The organism is Halobacillus andaensis (assembly GCF_014636475.1).
Taxonomy (GTDB): domain Bacteria; phylum Bacillota; class Bacilli; order Bacillales; family Halobacillaceae; genus Halobacillus_A; species Halobacillus_A andaensis.
Genome location: NZ_BMEL01000001.1, coordinates 699143 through 718241, shown reverse-complemented (window position 1 = coordinate 718241; position 19099 = coordinate 699143). Strand labels below are relative to the sequence as shown.

Genomic DNA, 19099 nt, shown 5'->3' with positions numbered 1-19099 from the left:
CTATAATGATTGAAGGGAGGTGAAGTTCCTATGGCAGATACATTCGAAAGAGTAAAACAGATCATTGTCGATCGTCTTGATGCAGACGAATCAAAAGTAACAATGGAAGCTTCCTTCAAAGAAGATCTAGAAGCTGATTCTCTTGACGTTGTAGAATTAGTAATGGAGCTTGAAGACGAGTTCGATATGGAAATTTCTGATGAAGAAGCTGAAAAAATCAATACAGTTGGCGACGCTGTTAACTACATAAACAGCCAGTCGTAAACCTAGGATCGCTGTCTGCTTTTGCAGGCAGCCTTTCCTATATAGAACAATTATAAGAAAAGGACAAGGTGAATTATGGAGGATTTTTCCAGTTTCCAAGAAAAAGTCAATATACGCTTTAGAGACGTTTCGTTACTGGAACAAGCATTTACCCATTCATCCTATGTGAATGAGCATCGCAAGACAGATCGTGAGGATAATGAGCGGCTTGAGTTTTTGGGAGATGCTGTATTAGAGTTAGGTGTTTCTCAATACTTGTATCGTGAATTTCCTGAAATGGCAGAAGGAGAGCTTACGAAGCTTCGTGCCTCGATTGTGTGTGAAGTCTCGCTCGTGAATTTTGCCAATGACCTTAACTTTCAGGACTTGATTCTCTTAGGTAAAGGCGAGGAAATGACGGGAGGCCGAAACCGACCTGCTTTATTAGCAGATGTTTTTGAAGCCTTTATTGGTGCGATCTATCTTGATCAGGGCTTTGATCAAGTGGTAGAGTTCTTAAGCAATTATGTATATCCTAAGATTAAAAGTGGTGCTTTTTCTCATGCGATGGATTTCAAGAGTCAGCTGCAAGAACACATACAACGAGATCGGAATAGTCGCATAGAATATGAAATTGTGGAAGAAAGAGGCCCTGCTCACAGCAGGGAATTTATTGCTCACGTCAGTGTCCAAAACGAAACGGTAGGAATCGGTGTAGGCAGAACGAAGAAAGAAGCCGAACAAAAAGCTGCCCAACAGGCACTTATTAATCAAGGTGCGCTTCAATAAATACAAAAATGCTTGGAGAGAAATTTCGGTTTTCTCTCCAAGCATTTTTTACGATAAAAAGACCACCTCTTTTTTGAAATGGTCTCAGGCTGTGGAAAAAGATTAGAAGGATTTAATATGAATTTATAGAATGGTTCCTTCCTATTGGTATAGAGAAAAGGAACAGGAAGAAGCGCCGCTTTCCGCGGGGTCAGACGGAATATCTCCTCGGTCTGCGACCTGCGGGGCTTCTCCTGTCTGCTCGTCTCGCAGGAGTCGGCACTTTTTCCGTTCCTTTGATCACAATAGGCTTTTTGAACCATCGTAGAATGAGTGACCTGTTGCATACTTGGTCAGCGTGGTTAAATGGTTTTTCCAGTCCTCTATTTCGAAAAAGGGTTGTAGGAAACGGCGACACTCCTAGGGGAGATACGAATAAGGTGTGACCCCGGAAGGCTGATAAAGCCTGAGGAGTCACACCATTCGCCCCTGGAAAGGGAGTCGTTTCCTACTCCCCTTTCCTCATCCTCAAGTAAGAAACGTTTACCCTGTCAAGGTAAAAAGAAGAACAGAGGTTTCTCTACAAGCTGAGACCATTTTTTTGAAATGCTCTTTGAATTATTTACGATAGTTACCTAATTCTTGTACAAAAGCTTGGATCTCAGAGACACTTAGTTGACCCTTTGCTTGAATAATGTCGTGCAGGGATTTAATTTCGCTATATTTATCTAAATCGTAATCATCCGGATCCATGATCGAACGGTTTACGACCTGCAGGCGATCTGCCATATCATCGATGATAAAAGATAAGTTCTCTCTTGTAGGCTCTTGAAGACTCACAATTTTCCTCCTCAGCATTTCTCTATTGTTATTACATATCATAAAATACTTTTTTGGATATTAAAACCCTTTTAAAAGATTTATCCTTTCTAAATCTATCTCTACTTACCTAAACCCTTAAGGTTATGATAAAATAGACAAGTTAAAAAAGAGAAACACAGGAGGATGAGTATGTTCCTCAAACGATTAAATACCGTAGGATTTAAGTCATTTGCTGAACGCATTTCAGTAGAATTTGTTTCAGGAGTGACCTCAGTAGTAGGCCCTAATGGCAGTGGGAAAAGTAATATTACCGATGCCATCCGATGGGTTTTAGGGGAACAATCCGCTCGCTCGCTTCGAGGGGCAAAGATGGAAGACATCATTTTTGCCGGCAGTGAGACGAGAAAAGCATTAAATATGGCAGAAGTTACGCTTACGTTAAATAACGAGCAGCAGACCCTGCCGCTTGATTATGAAGAAGTGAGCGTAACCAGAAGAGTATATCGTTCAGGAGAAAGTGAATTTTATATTAATAATCAATCTTGCCGGTTAAAGGATATTGTAGACTTGTTTATGGATTCTGGACTTGGGCGGGAAGCCTTTTCTATCATTAGTCAAGGAAAAGTAGAGGAGATTCTTAGTTCAAAAGCAGAAGAACGCCGATCTATTTTTGAAGAGGCAGCCGGTGTACTTAAATATAAGCAGCGGAAGAAGAAGGCTGAACATAAATTATTCGAAACCCAAGAGAATTTAAATCGTGTAGAAGATATTATTCATGAGCTGGATGCACAATTAGAGCCATTAAAAGAACAGGCGTCTATTGCTAAAGATTACCTTGACAAAAAAGATGAACTTAAACAAATTGAAGTTTCATTGCTCATTACTCAAATTGAAGATGCGCATCAAAAATGGGAACAAATTCTAAAAGATCTAGAATCAGTTAAGAAAGAAGAAGCGGAATTAAAAGAAGCTTTACAAAAGAATGGTGCTTCTATTGAGGAGAAGCGAGATCACATCTTAGCTTTAGATGAATCTTTGGAAGATCTTCAAGAAACGCTTCTCTCACTGACAAAAGAACTTGAAAATGTAGAAGGTAAAAAAGAGCTCATGAAAGAACGTCATAAACACTTCTCTGAAAATAAATTTAAATTAGAGGAAGAATATGATGAGCTTTCTTCAGAAGTTCAATCATTAGAAAAATCGGTTGATCAAGAGAAAACGAAACTAGAAGCATATAAACAAGAAAAACTGGAAACAAAGAAACAAATCAAGGAAACGACAGAAGCTCTTCATCAAGGAGCGGAAGATACTGAAGCTCAAATTGAAGATTATAAAAGTGATTATATCGACTTATTAAATGCACAGGCTGCAAAACGTAACGAAAAACAATCTTTAGAACGCCAAGTCGAACAAATCGATAGTAAAAAAGGGATTCAGCAAAGCAAATTCAAAGAGTTGGATGAAGAGCGTCACCAGCTGCAATCATCACTAGATGAAATGAATGGCCAGCTGGAGCAGCAGACCAACCAGCGCAAGAAATTAGAGGCGAATCTAACAAATTTACAGCAAAAAACGAATCAGGATGAAAGCTCTTACCAAGAATGGCAGCAAAAGTTATATCAAGGTTACCAGTACTTAGAGAAACTACGCTCTAAGAAAGAAATGCTGGAAGAATTAAAAGAAGATTTTTCTGGGTATTTTCAAGGGGTTAGAGAAATTCTGAAGTCGAGAGAGAGTTCGAAGATAGAGGGAATTGAAGGGGCTGTGTTAGAAGTAATAGAAATCCCGTCCCATCTTATTACAGCTATTGAAACGTCTCTCGGTGCCCAAGCTCAGCATGTCATTGTAAAAGATGAACAATCCGGTCGACATGCGATTCAATGGCTGAAGCAGAATAATAAGGGGCGTGCGACATTTTTGCCTTTATCAACTATTCAGCCGAGAACAGTGCCGGCACATGCTGCTTCTAAGTTGTCCGGTCAGAAAGGGTTTATCGGGGTAGCAGCCGATTTAATTCAGTATCAAGAGCATTACTCGCCTGCTATTAAGCACCTCTTAGGCCACATTGTAATTGCAGAGTCTTTAGAAGATGCCAATGTAATTGCAAACGTACTTAATCGTAAGTTTAGAATCGTTACATTAGACGGCGATGTCGTTAACCCTGGCGGCTCAATGTCTGGAGGCGCGCAAAAGAAATCGAATCAATCTCTATTCACTCGGGAAAAAGAATTACAAGAATTAGTGGAGAAGATTGCTTCGTTTGATGAAAAAGCTAAAGGTGTAGAACATAAAGTTCAAGACTTAAAGCATAGCGTACAACAACATCAGCAACAAATGGAGGAACTTCAATCTCAGTTAAATAAAGTGAAAAACGAGGAGTTTGAAAGTCAGTCCTATAAGAGAGAACTGAAAATTAAGATCGAACACTTAAATGATCAATTAGCGATTTATGATCAGGATCAGTCACAATTTTCCAATGATAAGAAGCAAGTAGACGAACGTCTTTTGGCATTAGATCGAGAGTTAAATGACTTAAATGATAAGCTTGAAGACATTCAAAAGAAAATCAATCATTTAACGACGATGAAAGAACGTCAAAAAGAAGACGAAAACAAGCTTCGTGAACGTCATCAGGAGCTGAAAATGAAACGGGTGGAGCAAGACTCGAACGTGACCAACCAACAAGAAAAAACGGATCGGCTGGAAAGTGAACTGATCAAACTTAAAGATCTTGTGAAGCAGAACCGTCAATCCTATCATCAGCTAGTAGAGGTCGCAGAGTCGAATGAAACCGAAGAAGAATTAGAAGAAAAAATGAACATAACGAAGCGAAGGAAAGAAGATACGTCACAGCTGATTCAAGAGCGTCGACAAGAAAGAAACGCTCTTTCTCTTTCTGTTCAAGAAGAAGAAAAAGAGTTAAAAGAAAAACAGCGGGTGCATCAAAATTATGTTCAAGACTTACAGCAAAAAGAAGTCAAAGCCAATCGTCTCGATGTTGAATTAGAGAACATGCTTGAGTATTTACAGAGTGAATACGTGACGACTTTTGAGAAAGCTCAACGTGAGTTTCCGCGTGTTGATCATGTCGAACAAGCTTCCACTCAAGTGAAACTGATCAAGAAAGCAATTGATGAATTAGGTACGGTTAATCTCGGGGCCATTGACGAATATGACCGAATTGTAGAACGGTATGATTTCTTGTCTGGTCAACAGTCAGACCTTCAAGAAGCGAAGGATACTCTCCATTCCATCATTAATGAAATGGACCATGAGATGAAACGCCGTTTTGAGGATACGTTTACTAAAATTAAAGAAGAGTTTGGTCAAGTCTTTAAAGATCTATTCGGTGGAGGACAAGCGGACTTAAAGCTTACAAACCCTGAAGATCTGCTGGAGACAGGGGTTGATATAGTCGCTCAACCACCAGGCAAGAAGCTTCAAAACTTAAGCTTGCTATCAGGCGGGGAACGCGCCTTAACAGCTATTGCTTTGTTATTTTCAATATTAAGAGTGCGCCCTGTACCGTTTTGTGTACTAGATGAAGTCGAGGCTGCTTTGGACGAAGCAAATGTCAATCGCTTCGCAAAATTTTTAAAGGAATTCAGCCAGCAGACGCAATTTATTGTCATTACGCACCGTAAAGGTACAATGGAAGAATCAGATGTACTTTACGGCGTGACGATGCAAGAATCTGGAGTCTCCAAACTGGTATCGGTACGTTTAGAGGAGACAAAGGAATTAATGGAAGCTTAGAAAGGATGAGTCGATGAGTTTTTTTAAGAAGCTTAAAGAAAAGTTTATTATTGAACCAGAAATAGTAGATGAGAAAAAAGAAGATGACATTGAAAGTTCTGAGGAAGATAAAGAGTTAGAAGAAGATGCTGAATTACAAGATTCTGCACAGCTTGAAGGAGAAACGGAAGTTGTAAACGAACCAGAAGAAGGGCAGGAAGTCGAACAGGATGAAGGTTCGATTGATGAGCCGGTTGGAGAAACCGTGGACGAGCAAGCTGGAGATCCTTTTGATGAAGCTTATGATGAAACCTATGATGCCCCTGGTGAAAACGATATGGATGTGCTGCAGGAAGAGTCGATTGCTTCAAAATTTAAAAAAGGCTTAGCTAAAACTCGAAATTCATTTACTACGAAGATTAATGATCTTGTGGCAAAGTATCGCACGGTCGATGAGGACTTTTTCGAAGAGCTTGAGGAAGTGCTTATCTCAGCGGATGTAGGCGTAAATGCTGTGATGGAAATGATCGAAGAACTTGAAATGGAAGTGAAACGTAGAAACATTAAAGATACGTCCCAAGTTAAGGAAGTCATTTCAGAGAAGTTAGTTGAGCTATACTACGGTGAAGAGACGGAAGAAAGCATTGAAGAACTTAGCCAAAATCCAGATGGCTTAACCATTTATCTCTTTGTTGGGGTAAATGGTGTAGGAAAAACGACGACCATTGGTAAATTAGCTCACCAATTAAAATCTGATGGAAAAAAAGTGACGCTTGCAGCCGGAGATACTTTCCGCGCGGGAGCTATTGATCAGCTTGATGAATGGGGGAAACGAGCTGGTGTCAACGTCATTAAGCACAGCGAGGGAAGTGATCCAGCTGCTGTGATCTACGATGGCATTAAGTCCGCTAAATCAAAAGACGCAGATGTGCTTATTTGTGATACAGCGGGAAGACTTCAGAACAAAGTGAACCTTATGAATGAATTATCTAAAGTGAAACGAGTGATTGAAAGGGAAGTTCCAGGCGCCCCTCATGAAGTTCTTTTAGTACTTGATGCCACTACAGGCCAAAATGCGATGAGCCAGGCTAAAACCTTCTCTGAAGCAACAGATGTCTCAGGCATTGTTCTGACAAAACTGGATGGTACAGCCAAAGGCGGCATCGTTCTAGCTATACGAAATGAGTTACAAATTCCAGTTAAACTAGTAGGTTTAGGGGAGAAAGTAACAGATTTAGAGACGTTTGATGCGAATGCATTTGTCTACGGACTGTTTGCGGATATGATTGAAGAACAGGAAACAGAGCAAGAAGAGCTTTAAACCTTGACACCACTAGATAAACTCAGTTAGTATTTGAATGTAAAGGTATTTCACTTAACAAGGAGTGAATGAAGCGTGCTAGAAAAAACAACTCGCATCAATTATTTGTTTGATTTTTACCAATCGTTACTCACTCCTAAACAGCGAAACTACATGGAGTTGTATTATTTAGAGGATTATTCTTTAGGAGAAATCTCGGAGAATTTTGATGTTTCACGGCAAGCCGTTTATGATAACATTAGACGGACGGAAGCTATGCTTGAAGAATATGAAAATAAACTTCATTTATATGAAAAATTCGATAAGCGACAGAAGATTTTTCAGCAGATGGAGAACAAAGCCGAAAATAATAAAGAAGTAGAGAATTGGCTCCAGCAATTACAAGAATTAGAATAGGAGGGTTCCTTCGATGGCATTTGAAGGTTTATCCGACCGTTTACAGCAATCGATCCAAAAGATTAAGGGGAAAGGGAAAGTTTCCGAACAAGATGTTAAGGAAATGAGTCGAGAGGTTCGACTAGCCCTTCTAGAAGCGGACGTAAACTTTAAAGTAGTAAAAGATTTTGTAAAAAGAATTCGAGAGCGAGCCGTTGGCGAAGAAGTAATGGGAAGTTTAACGCCAGGGCAGCAAGTTATTAAAATTGTAAAGGATGAACTGACAGAGCTTATGGGAGGCAATGAAAGTAAAATTGCCGTAGCTCAGCGTCCTCCTACAGTTATTATGATGGTAGGTTTACAAGGTGCTGGTAAGACAACCACTACAGGTAAGCTTGCCAACCTTTTACGTAAAAACTATAACCGTAAACCACTTTTGGCAGCTGCTGACGTCTATCGTCCCGCAGCCATCCAACAGCTAGAGACGCTTGGTCGTCAGCTGGATTTACCTGTGCATGCACAAGGTACAGAGGCAGATCCTGTTGATATTGCCAAGCAAGCCGTAGAAAAAGCAAAAGAAGAGCATCATGACTATGTCATTATTGATACCGCAGGTCGACTTCACGTAGACGGGGAATTAATGGGAGAACTTCAACGCATTAAAGAAGCCGTAGTTCCTGATGAGATTTTCCTCGTGGTAGATGCCATGACCGGTCAAGACGCTGTAAACGTTGCAGAGAGCTTTGATGAACAGCTTGACGTTACAGGGGTGCTTTTAACGAAGCTTGACGGTGACACGCGAGGCGGTGCAGCTCTTTCTATTAAAGCTGTTACCGGTAAACCGATTAAATTTGCAGGTATGGGCGAGAAGCTTGATCAACTGGAACAATTCCATCCTGAGCGAATGGCTTCACGAATTCTTGGCATGGGAGACATGCTTACTCTGATTGAAAAAGCTCAAACACAAGTAGATGAGAAGCAAGCCAAAGATCTTGAGTCTAAGATGCGTAATGCATCCTTTACGTTTGAAGACTTTCTTGAGCAAATGGCTCAAGTTAAAAACATGGGACCTTTAGATGAATTGATCAATATGATTCCAGGCGCTAATAAGATGAAGGGGCTCCAGAATGCTTCATTTGACGATAAACAGATTGTCCATGTCGAAGCTATTATTCAGTCGATGACAAAAGCTGAAAGACAAGATCCTTCTCTTATGAATGCCAGCCGCAAGAGACGTATAGCTAAAGGATCAGGGCGATCCGTTTCAGAGGTTAACCGTCTATTAAAACAGTTTGAAGATATGAAGAAAATGATGAAGCAGATGAGCAATACAAAAGGAAAAAAAGGCAAAGGAATGAATTTTCCTTTTATGTAATGTAAAAACCCTTTACACACTCTAAAACATCTGCTAAAATCTAAACTTGTGTGAAACAATTAATTAAAGAAAGATTAATGGAGGTAGTTAAATATGGCAGTAAAAATTCGCCTTAAACGCATGGGATCTAAGCGTAACCCATTTTACCGTGTAGTAGTTGCTGATTCACGTTCTCCTCGTGACGGACGTTTTATTGAACAAATTGGAACGTACAATCCTGTAGCTAACCCAGTACATGTTGACATTGATGCTGATAAAGCTATGGATTGGATGTCAAACGGTGCACAGCCAAGTGACACAGTTCGTAACCTGTTCTCTAACGAAGGAATCATGAAGCAGTTCCACGATAAAAAAAACAATAAGTAAAGAAGCGTGATATCATGAAAGCCTTGATCGAGACGATCGTTACACCGCTTGTTGATCATCCAGAAGAGATCGAAGTAAACGTTAAGGAAGAAAATAATAAAGTTGTTTATCACTTAACAGTTCACAAAGAAGATGTTGGTAAGGTGATTGGAAAGAACGGTCGAATCGCAAAAGCGATTCGGACGGTGGTTTATGCGGCAGGCTCAGATGCTAGTAAGCGAATCTATTTAGATATCATGTAAGAAAAGGGAGAGGGAAAACCTTTCCCTTTTTTTAACATTAAAATTATTTACAAGAGGCAGGAATGTCATGCAAATTATCAAACGAATACCGGTCAAGCAAATCTTAACAGAATCAAGTAGACAAGCATTGAAGGATCGTTTTAATAAAAAGTATGATCAATTAGACAATGAATGCCAGCAGCTTCTGTTTGAACAAAGAAAAATGGAAAGAAATAAAGAGTTTAATCAAAATGATATTCGTCAACGATTTAGTAAAGAGCTTCGTCTGCGTAAAGAAAGAATGAAACGCCTGCAATATCAAATCAAGCAATTGGAAACCTTGCCTGATGGTGAGGAATTAAAGGTTGATGAAGTAGAAACTGTGGTAAATGTAGAAGAAGGCGATCATTATGAAGAGCTTTTAAAAGATCGTCAAATCGTAATTAAAGATGGAATAGTCATACGAGCGAGGTAGATTTATAAATGAGTGAGCACTATTTTAATGTCGGCCAAATCATAAATACTCATGGAATTAAAGGGGAAGTCAAAGTAAGAAGAATCACTGACTTCGATGAGCGTTTTGAACCAGGTCAGCTGTTGTATTGGGTGAATGAAGGGAATTCGATGGAAGAGCTTGTGGTTAAAAGTCATCGGATCCATAAAGGTTTTGATTTAATTAGCTTTGAAAACCATCCTTCTATTAACGATGTTGAGCGATTACGGGATGGGTACCTAAAAGTTTCTTCAGACGCTCACGAAGAATTAGAGGAGCATGAGTTTTATTTCCATGAAATTATTGGCTCAGCGGTTTATCTTACTTCTGGAGAAAAAATAGGAAGTGTAGAAGAGATCTTGACCCCGGGAGCAAATGATGTATGGGTGGTAAAACGTGAAGGTGAAAAGGATGCTCTGATCCCTTACATTGAAGAAGTGGTTAAGGAAGTTCATCCTGATAAAAAAGAAATCATCATTGATCCAATAGAAGGGCTGCTAGACTAATGCATATCGATATATTAACACTTTTTCCAGAAATGTTTCATGGTGTGATGGAGCAATCGATTATGAAAAGGGCTACAGATAAAGGTGCGGTTTCTTACCAAACGGTTAATTTTAGGGAATATACTGAAAACAAGCATCAAAAAGTGGATGATTACCCTTATGGCGGAGGAGCAGGGCTAGTTTTAACTCCACAGCCAATTTTCGATGCTGTCGAAGCAACGAAGAAAAAGCAGGATACACAACCTAGAGTGATTCTCATGTGCCCTCAAGGTGAGCCTTATTCTCAGCAAAAAGCTGAAGAACTTTCCGAAGAAGATCATCTCATCTTTCTATGTGGACATTATGAAGGATATGATGAAAGGGTAAGACAGGAACTCGTGACCGATGAAATTTCAATTGGAGATTACGTATTAACCGGCGGGGAATTAGGTGCCATGGTAGTGATTGATTCCGTCGTTCGTTTGCTGCCAGATGTGCTGGGTAATGAACGGTCTGCACCTGAAGACTCCTTTTCCAATGGATTACTGGAGCATCCGCATTACACGAGACCAAGGGAGTTTAGAGGACATGAGGTTCCTGAGGTTCTTCTTTCAGGGAATCACGCAAAGATTGAGGAATGGAGACATTACGAATCGTTGAAGCGAACCTATTTTAGAAGGCCTGATCTCCTTGAGGATCGTGAATTAACGGATAAGGAAAAAGCGTGGATCGATCAGTGGAAATAAAGGATATTCTATTGCGAAATATAGAATTCTATGGTATATTATCAGTTGTGCTTAAACGTTCGGTTTAAGCGGAAAACGATGTTCCGCTTTCTCATAGAAGATAAGAGCATTAGTTAAGAAGGAGTGAAGACAAATGCAACAACTAATTCATGACATTACGAAGGAACAGCTTCGTACAGACCACCCAACTTTCCGCCCAGGTGATACTGTTAAAGTACACGTGAAGGTTGTCGAGGGTAACCGTGAACGTATTCAGGTATTCGAAGGTGTTGTAATTAAGCGCCAAAACGGTGGAATTAGCGAAACATTTACAGTGCGTAAGATCTCTTACGGCGTAGGTGTAGAGCGTACATTCCCATTACATTCACCACGTATTGCTAAGATTGAGCGTGCTCGTCGTGGTAAAGTACGTCAAGCTAAGCTGTACTACTTGCGTAACCTGCGTGGTAAAGCTGCTCGTATTAAAGAAATTATCTAATTTAGTGAAAAGGAGCTTGCATCGTCAAGCTCCTTTTTTCTAAATTTTAAAAGACTTTAGGCGTCGAGCCGCTTCCGCATTTCTTGAAAAGGAATGATTTAATGAAGAAACAATGGTTAGAATGGATAAAGGCTTTTGCTATTGCTGCGCTATTAGCAATTATTATTCGCGTATTTTTATTTGCTCCAGTTATTGTGGAAGGTCCATCGATGTCACCGAATTTACATAATGGAGATCATTTAATAGTAAGCAAAATTAATTATTCGCTTGGGGAACCTGATCGGTTTGATATCGCGGTTTTTCACGCCACCGATGAGCAAGACTATATTAAACGTGTAATTGGATTACCAGGAGAAGAAGTGGCTATGCAAGGGGACGAGCTATATATAAATGGAGAAGTTGTAGAGGAGCCTTACTTAGATGAACAGAAGCAATCTCTGCCTCAAGGTGAGCAGCTAACTGAGAATTTTACCATTGAAGAACTTCCAGGGGGACATGAAACTGTGCCTGAAGGAACTGTACTTGTTCTTGGAGATAACCGCGATAATTCAACAGACAGCCGTTCGATTGGAATGGTACCTTACGAACAGTTAGTAGGAGAAAGTTTATTTTCCTACTGGCCATTTAATCGTATAGGTCTGGTAGACTGAGGAGGGTAATAATGACGATCCAGTGGTATCCCGGTCATATGGCTAAAGCTAAACGACAAGCAGAAGAAAAATTAAAGCTGGTTGATTTTGTTATAGAACTAGTAGATGCAAGAGCTCCATTTTCTTCTGAAAACCCAGTTCTGCATCAACTGCTTCAAAATAAGCCGAAAATGGTTGTTTTAATGAAAAAAGATTTAGCTGATCCTGCCATAACGGATCAGTGGCTCCATTATTATGAACAGCAGAATGTTTCAGCTTTAGCGATTGAAGCGAACAATAAGAAAGATATTCAAAAGGTCATTCAATATGGCAAGGATTTAGGCAGCGAAAAAATGGAGAAGTTAAAAGCAAAAGGGGTACGCCCTCGCCCGCTTAGAGCTATGATCCTAGGTATCCCTAACGTAGGCAAATCGACATTAATTAATCGTCTCGCTAATAAAAAGACAGCAGATACAGGGGATAGACCTGGGGTTACTAAAAAGCAGCAATGGATCAAAGTAAAGAAAGATTTTGAACTGCTCGACACGCCGGGAATCTTATGGCCGAAGTTCGAAGAAGAAGAAATCGGTTATCGTCTGGCTTCGATTGGAACCATTAAAGACACCATATTACCAAAAGAAGACGTAGCCGCTTATATTCTGGATTATGTAAGCTCGCACTATCCAGACTTATTAGAGCAGAGGTATGGCTTTCAATCGTTTGATGACATTATGGATGCCTTTGAACACATTGGCCGCAAGCGCGGTTGTTTGGAGAGTGGCGGTGTCGTTAATTTTGATAAAACTTCTGACGTTATCTTACAAGATTTACGATCAGGAAAGTTAGGGTTAATTAGCTTTGAACAACCTGAATGATGAGGACAAAACGCAATGAGAAGCATATTCTCCAATTGCGTTTTTCTTGTTTATAACAGGATAAAGAAGCCGATATAAAGATTAATGGAGTGAGAAATATGAAGCCGACAATAAAGGAAATTAAACATCGATTTCAATCTGGGGAAATAACAGAATCCGAACTGGAAGCGTTTCGTCTTGATGAAAGAAAAGGTGTGAAACATATCGTGGCCCAGCATGATCGGAAAATGGAAGAGAAAAAAAGGCTCAAGGAGCGTTTTGAAGAGATGCTCTCCTTTGAAAATTATTATAAGGAAAAAGGAAAAAGGTGTATTGCAGGGATTGATGAAGCAGGCCGGGGACCATTAGCTGGGCCGGTTGTTGCAGGAGCCGTGATTTTGCCAGATGATTTTTTCTTAGAAGGGCTTTACGATTCAAAGCAATTATCTGTACATAAACGTGAAGAATATTACGAATATATTCAAGAAAATGCAGATGTAGGTGTAGGCATGGTGACTAGTGAAGAAATTGATCACCTAAACATTTACCGGGCCACAAAGCTTGCCATGCAAAGGGCTGTTGATCAGCTGAGTGAAAAACCGGATCAATTGTTAATCGATGCGATGAAGGTAGAGGCGATTTCTTGTGAGCAAGAATCGATTGTTAAAGGGGATCAAAGAAGCGTATCTATCGCTGCTGCCAGCATTATGGCTAAGGTATCGAGGGATCGCTTTATGAAGGAACTTTCGTGGGAGTATCCATCCTATGATTTCGATTTGAATCAAGGATATGGAACGAAGAATCATCTAGATGCTTTAAAGACGCACGGAGTTACCCCTCATCATCGAAAAAGTTTTGCCCCAGTTAAGGAACGTATACTTTTATAAGAGGTGTAGTCGATATGAGCTCAACAATAGCTGCTTTATTTCAATCCTTGCATCAAAAAGCTAAAAAAGAGGGAACTCCTCTTCTTAGGGAAGGGCAGTTTATATCCGCAAAGGTGGTTGATATTCTTCCTAAAAACCAAGCGGTTGTTCAGCTTGGAAGTCAAACTATAAAAGCTCAGCTCGAAACATCTCTAACGAATGGGGAAAGATACTTGCTTCAAGTTAAACAGTTAGGAGAGCCTCCATTACTTAAAGTTATGTCATCTAAGCCCGCTCATTCAAATGAAGGCTTGCTGCATCTGCTAAAAGCTATGGATCAAAAACCTACAAAAGCCAATATGGCTATGCTTCAAAAGATTACCAAGGAAGGGATGCCTTTTACAAAACAAGCTCTTTCTGCTGCACTAACTATTTTGAAAAAAGAAGGAGCTGAACCAAAAACCAAAGAAGTACTTCAACAAATGCTAGAAAACCAATACCCGATAAAGGAAAGCGTGTTTGCAGCTTTAAAAGCGAGAGAGTCGATTACACTCTCTCACGTGTTTTCTAACATGGCAGAGGAAAAAAACCACAATCAACGCCTCAACGATCTGGCCTCCATGTTATCAGGAAAGCAAGGTTCCCTGTCGTTGAAACAAGCGGTGACCAGTCAAGTCATTAGAGACCTTTCTCTAGGCAGTCAAACCACTTTTTCATTATTAAAGCAAGCACATGCTTTACCTCAAGACCTTACATATGCAACATTTAAACAACAGGGGGCAAGCTGGCTAGGCCATTCTCTGACCACTTCTCTCTCGTTGGAAGAAGCGGCTGACCTTTTACATCATGTGGACGCGCGCAAGCTTCCATTTTCTTACTTGGCGAATGAAACAGTACTAAAAGATCGTTTATCCTCGTTACTTAAGGAGCAGCTTCCTCTTACATCAAAAGAACTGCATGCGTTATCCGAATGGGTGAATCAAACGGCTGCTCTCTTACGGCCAGATGGCAAACCTAATGCTGCAATGCTCACTCATACCCATCAGTGGTTAGAGCACCGAGCTGTCTTTACTAAGCTGCAAACAGCTGCAGGTGAAGAATTGCCACAGTTAGTAAAACAAGTAGAACAATTTATTAAATATGCAGACTCGAACCATAGATTATCTGAGCAAGTGATTCATAAACTGCAAACGATCCTTCAACGACAAGTTGCTGATATTCACAAGCCTCAGTTAATAGAATGGACGTTAAAAGGGAGTATCATGGATTCTGCCGTAAGCAAAGAGGCATTTTTATTAAAAATAAATTCGATGGTGCACCTATCAGGAGTTCAGGATGAAGCGTCATGGCTCAGGGATAAAGAACAAGCACAGCCTACATTAAAATCATTAATTGTACAAGGGCTGCAAGACAATGGAGCCGCCAAAAGTGAGAGTATGAGAACCGCCATGCACCTGCTTAATGGTGTGCAGCTAGCTGCTCAACAGGAATCGACTCAGATGCTGCAATTGTCTATGCAGCTACCAGGCGAGCTAATGGGGATGAAAGAGGATGCGTTTGTCCATTTTGAAAGTAAGAAAAATAAAAATGGAGAGATTGACTCGGACTCTTGTCGAATTATGTTTTATCTTCAATTAGAACAGATGAGCGAGACAGTGATCGACTTAATGATTGTGGAGCGCAAAGTAAAGGTAACCATATATAATGAACATGAGTCGGTTTCTTCTGCTATTAAGAAGCATAAAGAAGCAATGAAAACAGGTATTGAGCAATTAGGATATCAGTTGATTTCAATTAATTTAAAGCAAGGAGTGGCAAATGCAAATAACCAAGCGCACTCTTCCTATAAACTGGACCAATCAGGAGTGGACGTAAAGATATGAATCAAAAAAGAAAACAAGCGGTGGCCCTGGGGTATGAGTCTGAGCAGCAAACGGCTCCTAAAGTGTTAGCCAAAGGGAAAGGTTATGTAGCTGAAAACATTTTAGATAAGGCGAGAGAAGCGGGAGTTCCTATTCAAGAAGACGGCACGTTAGTGGAGCTTTTAGCACAGTTAAACATTCATGAGCAAATTCCTGAGGAACTCTATCACGTAGTTGCGGAAGTATTTGCTTTTATTTATCAAACAGATCAGGAGATCCAGCAGAAGTAAAACCTCTGTTTACATAATATGTTGTCAGTAAACTAATTTGAGTTTTTCGACAGAAAAACAGGTTAGTGTGGACAATTGATGACTTTTTTTTATACAATGATAATGCAGTGAAATTTGATGGGAGGATGAAACATGAATATTCATGAGTATCAAGGAAAACAAATTATGAGCGATTTTGGCGTTCCAGTGCCAAAAGGCCATGTGGCATATTCAGTAGATGAAGCTGTTGAAGCAGCTAAAAAGCTAGATAGCAGTGTCACTGTAGTAAAAGCACAAATCCATGCAGGCGGACGTGGAAAAGCCGGTGGAGTTAAGATTGCAAAGAATCTTGACGAAGTGCGTACATACGCTGACGAAATACTAGGTAAAACGCTTGTAACCCATCAGACCGGTCCTGAAGGTAAAGAAGTTAAGCGCTTACTAATCGAAGAAGGATGCGACATTAAGAGCGAATATTATGTCGGATTAGTATTAGACCGTGCGACTAGTAAGGTAACGATGATGGCATCAGAAGAGGGCGGAACAGAAATTGAAGAAGTAGCAGAAAAAACGCCTGAGAAGATTTTTAAGGAAGTGATTGATCCTGTAACAGGATTAACGCCTTTCCAAGCACGCCGTTTAGCATTTAACATTAACATTCCAAAAGAAGCACTTGGGAAAGCGGTTAAATTTATGCTCGGACTTTATGACGTTTTCGTGCAAAAGGATTGCTCCATTGCGGAAATTAACCCGCTTGTTACAACTGGAGACGGAGATGTTCTCGCATTAGACTCTAAGTTAAACTTCGATGATAATGCACTGTATCGTCAAAAAGACGTAGCTGAGTTACGTGACCTAGATGAAGAAGATCCAAAAGAAATTGAAGCATCTAAGTATGACTTAAGCTACATTGCACTTGATGGAAACATCGGCTGCATGGTTAATGGTGCAGGTCTTGCTATGGCAACTATGGATACGATTAAGCACTATAAAGGAGATCCTGCCAACTTCTTAGATGTTGGAGGCGGAGCAACTACGGAAAAAGTAACGGAAGCGTTCAAAATTATTTTGTCAGATGATAATGTTAAAGGAATTTTCGTCAATATTTTTGGCGGAATTATGAAGTGTGACATTATTGCTGAAGGTGTTGTTGAAGCAACGAAACAAATTGGACTAACACTACCTCTTGTAGTAAGACTAGAGGGAACAAACGTAGAAGCTGGCAAGAAAATTCTTGATGAATCTGGACTAAATATTACTTCAGCAGATTCCATGGCAAACGGTGCACAAAAAATCGTAGAACTAGTGAAGTAGAAAGGCGGGGAATAGAATGAGTGTATTTATTAATAAGGATACAAAAGTAATTGTTCAAGGGATTACTGGTTCAACAGCCCTTTTTCATACGAAACAGATGGTCGAATATGGAACTCAAATTGTAGGTGGGGTTACACCTGGTAAAGGTGGAACAGAAGTAGAAGGTATTCCGGTATTTAATACTGTATCTGAAGCTGTTGAGAAGACTGGAGCTACAGCCTCCGTAATTTATGTACCTGCTCCATTTGCTGCAGATGCCATTATGGAAGCAACAGATGCGGAGTTGGATCTGGCGATCTGTATTACAGAGCATATTCCAGTACTTGATATGGTTAAAGTGAAACGTTACATGGAAGGTAAGAAGACACGTCTGGTAGGTCCTAACTGCCCTGGTGTCATCACACCTGATGAGTGTAAAATTGGAATCATGCCTGGGTACATCCATAAAAAAGGTCATGTAGGTGTCGTATCTCGTTCCGGTACATTAACTTATGAGGCTGTTCATCAGCTATCTGAAGCTGGGCTGGGACAGTCTACAGCTGTTGGTATTGGTGGAGACCCTGTAAACGGTACGGACTTTATTGACGTGCTTAAAGCATTCAATGAAGATGACGACACGAAAGCGGTTATTATGATCGGTGAAATTGGCGGTACGGCTGAGGAAGAAGCAGCTGAATGGGTAAAAGCCAATATGGAAAAACCTGTAGTAGGCTTTATCGGCGGTCGTACAGCACCTCCAGGAAAACGCATGGGGCATGCTGGTGCGATTATTTCCGGCGGTAAAGGAACGGCAGACGAAAAGATTCGCGTCATGAATGAATGCGGAATTGAAGTTGCCGAAACCCCTTCTGTTATGGGTGAAACACTCATTGATGTTTTAAAGAAAGCAAACCTCTTTGAGACTTGTAAAACTCATTAATAAATAGAAAACCGTGCCTAACTTAGGCACGGTTTTCCCTATAATTAAATTCTTGTAGAAACGAGGCATATGGATGAATGTATTAAAAGAAAATCTTATTGCTCTTCATGAATGTCCACAAGTCACACGTTCTTTATTGAGAAAAATCTTGAATGTGAATGACCTGCTTCCATCTCTTCGACAGATTACTCCTGAACAATTTGCGAAAGCAATTCATATTCCTATTTCGAGATCCTCTAAGATTTATCAATTTATAACGAACCCCTATATAATGAAGAAACTCGACAAAAATAGAATCCATTATCATTACATCACGTATTTTGACAGGCAATATCCGCCTTCATTACGGACGATTCCCGATCCTCCTCTAATGTTATATGCACTTGGAAACATTCAACATCTCCATACCCCCTTAAACCTCAGTGTAGTAGGTACGAGAACCCCTTCTCATTATGCTTTTTCAGCTATGAATAAGATTCTTCCTCCTTTAGTTCAAGCTCATTTTACCATCGTAAGCGGTATGGCGATGGGTGTCGATCAGCATTCACATAAAATTGCGATAGAGCACGATGGGAAGACGATTGCAGTTATAGGGTCAGGGTTTCACCACCTGTATCCCAAAAATGATCAACAATTATTCGACAAATTAGCGGAAAACCACATTATTATTAGTGAATATCCTCCTGATCAGCCTCCAAAAAAGTACCATTTTCCAGAAAGAAACCGCATTATTTCTGGCCTCTCAGAAGCAACACTCGTGATTGAAGCTAGAATGAGAAGCGGGTCACTTATTACAGTAGACCAGGCCTTAGAGCAGGGACGTGATATTTATGCTATTCCTGGTCCTGTGGGAGCGTTAACAAGCGAAGGATGTCACCATATTATTCAGCAGGGAGCCAAGCTTGTACAGAGCTATGAAGATATATTAGAAGGATACTGTGAGAAAAATTAAAAAATT

21 protein-coding genes are annotated in these 19099 nt (G+C 40.2%); 20 read left to right on the top strand and 1 reads right to left on the bottom strand.

Annotated features, from left to right (window positions below; genetic code table 11):
- The first annotated feature begins 30 nt into the window (after positions 1–30).
- Both acpP and rnc read left to right on the top strand, forming a co-directional pair.
- On the top strand, positions 31–264 hold the full coding sequence (acpP, locus tag IEV27_RS03735) for an acyl carrier protein (protein WP_101843854.1): 234 nt from the start codon (positions 31–33) through the stop codon (positions 262–264).
- Positions 265–339: 75 nt separating this feature from the next.
- Positions 340–1032 carry a ribonuclease III gene (rnc, locus tag IEV27_RS03730; RefSeq protein WP_188376106.1) on the top strand — a complete coding sequence of 231 codons (693 nt, stop codon included), beginning with the start codon at positions 340–342 and terminating at the stop codon, positions 1030–1032.
- A 597-nt stretch (positions 1033–1629) separates the two neighbouring features.
- Here rnc and IEV27_RS03725 read toward each other — a convergent pair.
- Positions 1630–1851, bottom strand: a complete 222-nt coding sequence (locus IEV27_RS03725; protein ID WP_188376105.1) for a DUF1128 domain-containing protein — start codon at positions 1849–1851, stop codon at positions 1630–1632.
- Between the two features lie 171 nt (positions 1852–2022).
- Here IEV27_RS03725 and smc point away from each other — a divergent pair, with 171 nt between their 5' ends.
- The 18 genes from smc (at position 2023) to dprA (ending at position 19093) form a co-directional block, all read left to right on the top strand.
- Positions 2023–5589 (top strand): chromosome segregation protein SMC, encoded by a 3567-nt coding sequence (smc, locus tag IEV27_RS03720; RefSeq protein ID WP_188376104.1) that lies wholly within the window; start codon positions 2023–2025, stop codon positions 5587–5589.
- Between the two features lie 316 nt (positions 5590–5905).
- Positions 5906–6889, top strand: coding sequence for a signal recognition particle-docking protein FtsY (gene ftsY / locus IEV27_RS03715; protein ID WP_373868075.1), 984 nt, complete (start codon positions 5906–5908; stop codon positions 6887–6889).
- 75 nt (positions 6890–6964) lie between these two features.
- A complete protein-coding gene (locus IEV27_RS03710; RefSeq protein ID WP_188376102.1) occupies positions 6965–7285 on the top strand; it encodes a putative DNA-binding protein in 321 nt (106 codons plus the stop codon).
- Between the two features lie 13 nt (positions 7286–7298).
- Entirely contained in the window at positions 7299–8639 is a 1341-nt protein-coding gene (gene ffh / locus IEV27_RS03705; RefSeq protein ID WP_188376101.1) for a signal recognition particle protein, read from the top strand.
- Positions 8640–8732: 93 nt separating this feature from the next.
- Positions 8733–9005: a 30S ribosomal protein S16 gene (gene rpsP / locus IEV27_RS03700; protein WP_188376100.1), complete on the top strand. Its 273-nt coding sequence runs from the start codon at positions 8733–8735 to the stop codon at positions 9003–9005.
- 14 nt (positions 9006–9019) lie between these two features.
- Positions 9020–9247 (top strand): KH domain-containing protein, encoded by a 228-nt coding sequence (locus IEV27_RS03695; RefSeq protein ID WP_188376099.1) that lies wholly within the window; start codon positions 9020–9022, stop codon positions 9245–9247.
- Between the two features lie 67 nt (positions 9248–9314).
- Positions 9315–9701 (top strand): YlqD family protein, encoded by a 387-nt coding sequence (locus IEV27_RS03690; protein WP_188376098.1) that lies wholly within the window; start codon positions 9315–9317, stop codon positions 9699–9701.
- An 8-nt stretch (positions 9702–9709) separates the two neighbouring features.
- Positions 9710–10225 (top strand): ribosome maturation factor RimM, encoded by a 516-nt coding sequence (gene rimM / locus IEV27_RS03685; protein WP_188376097.1) that lies wholly within the window; start codon positions 9710–9712, stop codon positions 10223–10225.
- Positions 10225–10950 (top strand): tRNA (guanosine(37)-N1)-methyltransferase TrmD, encoded by a 726-nt coding sequence (gene trmD, locus IEV27_RS03680; RefSeq protein WP_188376096.1) that lies wholly within the window; start codon positions 10225–10227, stop codon positions 10948–10950. The genes rimM and trmD overlap by 1 nt, the downstream gene beginning before the upstream one ends.
- A 133-nt stretch (positions 10951–11083) precedes the next feature.
- The gene (gene rplS / locus IEV27_RS03675) at positions 11084–11428 is read left to right on the top strand and encodes a 50S ribosomal protein L19 (protein ID WP_188376095.1); all 345 of its coding nucleotides are present in this window, start codon (positions 11084–11086) and stop codon (positions 11426–11428) included.
- Positions 11429–11529: 101 nt separating this feature from the next.
- Complete coding sequence (lepB, locus tag IEV27_RS03670; protein WP_188376094.1) at positions 11530–12078, top strand: signal peptidase I; 549 nt, start codon at positions 11530–11532, stop codon at positions 12076–12078.
- Between the two features lie 11 nt (positions 12079–12089).
- On the top strand, positions 12090–12932 hold the full coding sequence (ylqF, locus tag IEV27_RS03665) for a ribosome biogenesis GTPase YlqF (RefSeq protein WP_188376093.1): 843 nt from the start codon (positions 12090–12092) through the stop codon (positions 12930–12932).
- A gap of 98 nt (positions 12933–13030) precedes the next feature.
- Positions 13031–13798, top strand: a complete 768-nt coding sequence (rnhB, locus tag IEV27_RS03660) for a ribonuclease HII (protein WP_188376092.1) — start codon at positions 13031–13033, stop codon at positions 13796–13798.
- 14 nt (positions 13799–13812) lie between these two features.
- Complete coding sequence (locus IEV27_RS03655; RefSeq protein ID WP_188376091.1) at positions 13813–15660, top strand: TP0910 N-terminal domain-containing protein; 1848 nt, start codon at positions 13813–13815, stop codon at positions 15658–15660.
- Entirely contained in the window at positions 15657–15929 is a 273-nt protein-coding gene (locus IEV27_RS03650) for an EscU/YscU/HrcU family type III secretion system export apparatus switch protein (protein WP_188376090.1), read from the top strand. Before IEV27_RS03655 ends, IEV27_RS03650 begins: the two co-directional genes overlap by 4 nt.
- 132 nt (positions 15930–16061) lie before the next feature.
- Positions 16062–17222: an ADP-forming succinate--CoA ligase subunit beta gene (gene sucC, locus IEV27_RS03645; protein WP_188376089.1), complete on the top strand. Its 1161-nt coding sequence runs from the start codon at positions 16062–16064 to the stop codon at positions 17220–17222.
- A gap of 16 nt (positions 17223–17238) precedes the next feature.
- Positions 17239–18141, top strand: coding sequence for a succinate--CoA ligase subunit alpha (sucD, locus tag IEV27_RS03640; protein WP_188376088.1), 903 nt, complete (start codon positions 17239–17241; stop codon positions 18139–18141).
- A 73-nt stretch (positions 18142–18214) separates the two neighbouring features.
- The gene (dprA, locus tag IEV27_RS03635; RefSeq protein WP_188376087.1) at positions 18215–19093 is read left to right on the top strand and encodes a DNA-processing protein DprA; all 879 of its coding nucleotides are present in this window, start codon (positions 18215–18217) and stop codon (positions 19091–19093) included.
- The last annotated feature ends 6 nt before the right edge of the window (positions 19094–19099 follow it).

Excerpts from the sequence above, each read along its gene's own strand:
- acpP (WP_101843854.1), top strand. The coding sequence starts at position 31 with ATGGCAGATACATTCGAAAGAGTAAAACAGATCATTGTCGATCGTCTT.
- rnc (WP_188376106.1), top strand. The coding sequence starts at position 340 with ATGGAGGATTTTTCCAGTTTCCAAGAAAAAGTCAATATACGCTTTAGA.
- smc (WP_188376104.1), top strand. The coding sequence starts at position 2,023 with ATGTTCCTCAAACGATTAAATACCGTAGGATTTAAGTCATTTGCTGAA.
- ftsY (WP_373868075.1), top strand. The coding sequence starts at position 5,906 with ATGGATGTGCTGCAGGAAGAGTCGATTGCTTCAAAATTTAAAAAAGGC.
- ffh (WP_188376101.1), top strand. The coding sequence starts at position 7,299 with ATGGCATTTGAAGGTTTATCCGACCGTTTACAGCAATCGATCCAAAAG.
- rpsP (WP_188376100.1), top strand. The coding sequence starts at position 8,733 with ATGGCAGTAAAAATTCGCCTTAAACGCATGGGATCTAAGCGTAACCCA.
- IEV27_RS03695 (WP_188376099.1), top strand. The coding sequence starts at position 9,020 with ATGAAAGCCTTGATCGAGACGATCGTTACACCGCTTGTTGATCATCCA.
- IEV27_RS03690 (WP_188376098.1), top strand. The coding sequence starts at position 9,315 with ATGCAAATTATCAAACGAATACCGGTCAAGCAAATCTTAACAGAATCA.
- rimM (WP_188376097.1), top strand. The coding sequence starts at position 9,710 with ATGAGTGAGCACTATTTTAATGTCGGCCAAATCATAAATACTCATGGA.
- trmD (WP_188376096.1), top strand. The coding sequence starts at position 10,225 with ATGCATATCGATATATTAACACTTTTTCCAGAAATGTTTCATGGTGTG.
- rplS (WP_188376095.1), top strand. The coding sequence starts at position 11,084 with ATGCAACAACTAATTCATGACATTACGAAGGAACAGCTTCGTACAGAC.
- lepB (WP_188376094.1), top strand. The coding sequence starts at position 11,530 with ATGAAGAAACAATGGTTAGAATGGATAAAGGCTTTTGCTATTGCTGCG.
- ylqF (WP_188376093.1), top strand. The coding sequence starts at position 12,090 with ATGACGATCCAGTGGTATCCCGGTCATATGGCTAAAGCTAAACGACAA.
- rnhB (WP_188376092.1), top strand. The coding sequence starts at position 13,031 with ATGAAGCCGACAATAAAGGAAATTAAACATCGATTTCAATCTGGGGAA.
- IEV27_RS03655 (WP_188376091.1), top strand. The coding sequence starts at position 13,813 with ATGAGCTCAACAATAGCTGCTTTATTTCAATCCTTGCATCAAAAAGCT.
- IEV27_RS03650 (WP_188376090.1), top strand. The coding sequence starts at position 15,657 with ATGAATCAAAAAAGAAAACAAGCGGTGGCCCTGGGGTATGAGTCTGAG.
- sucC (WP_188376089.1), top strand. The coding sequence starts at position 16,062 with ATGAATATTCATGAGTATCAAGGAAAACAAATTATGAGCGATTTTGGC.
- sucD (WP_188376088.1), top strand. The coding sequence starts at position 17,239 with ATGAGTGTATTTATTAATAAGGATACAAAAGTAATTGTTCAAGGGATT.
- dprA (WP_188376087.1), top strand. The coding sequence starts at position 18,215 with ATGAATGTATTAAAAGAAAATCTTATTGCTCTTCATGAATGTCCACAA.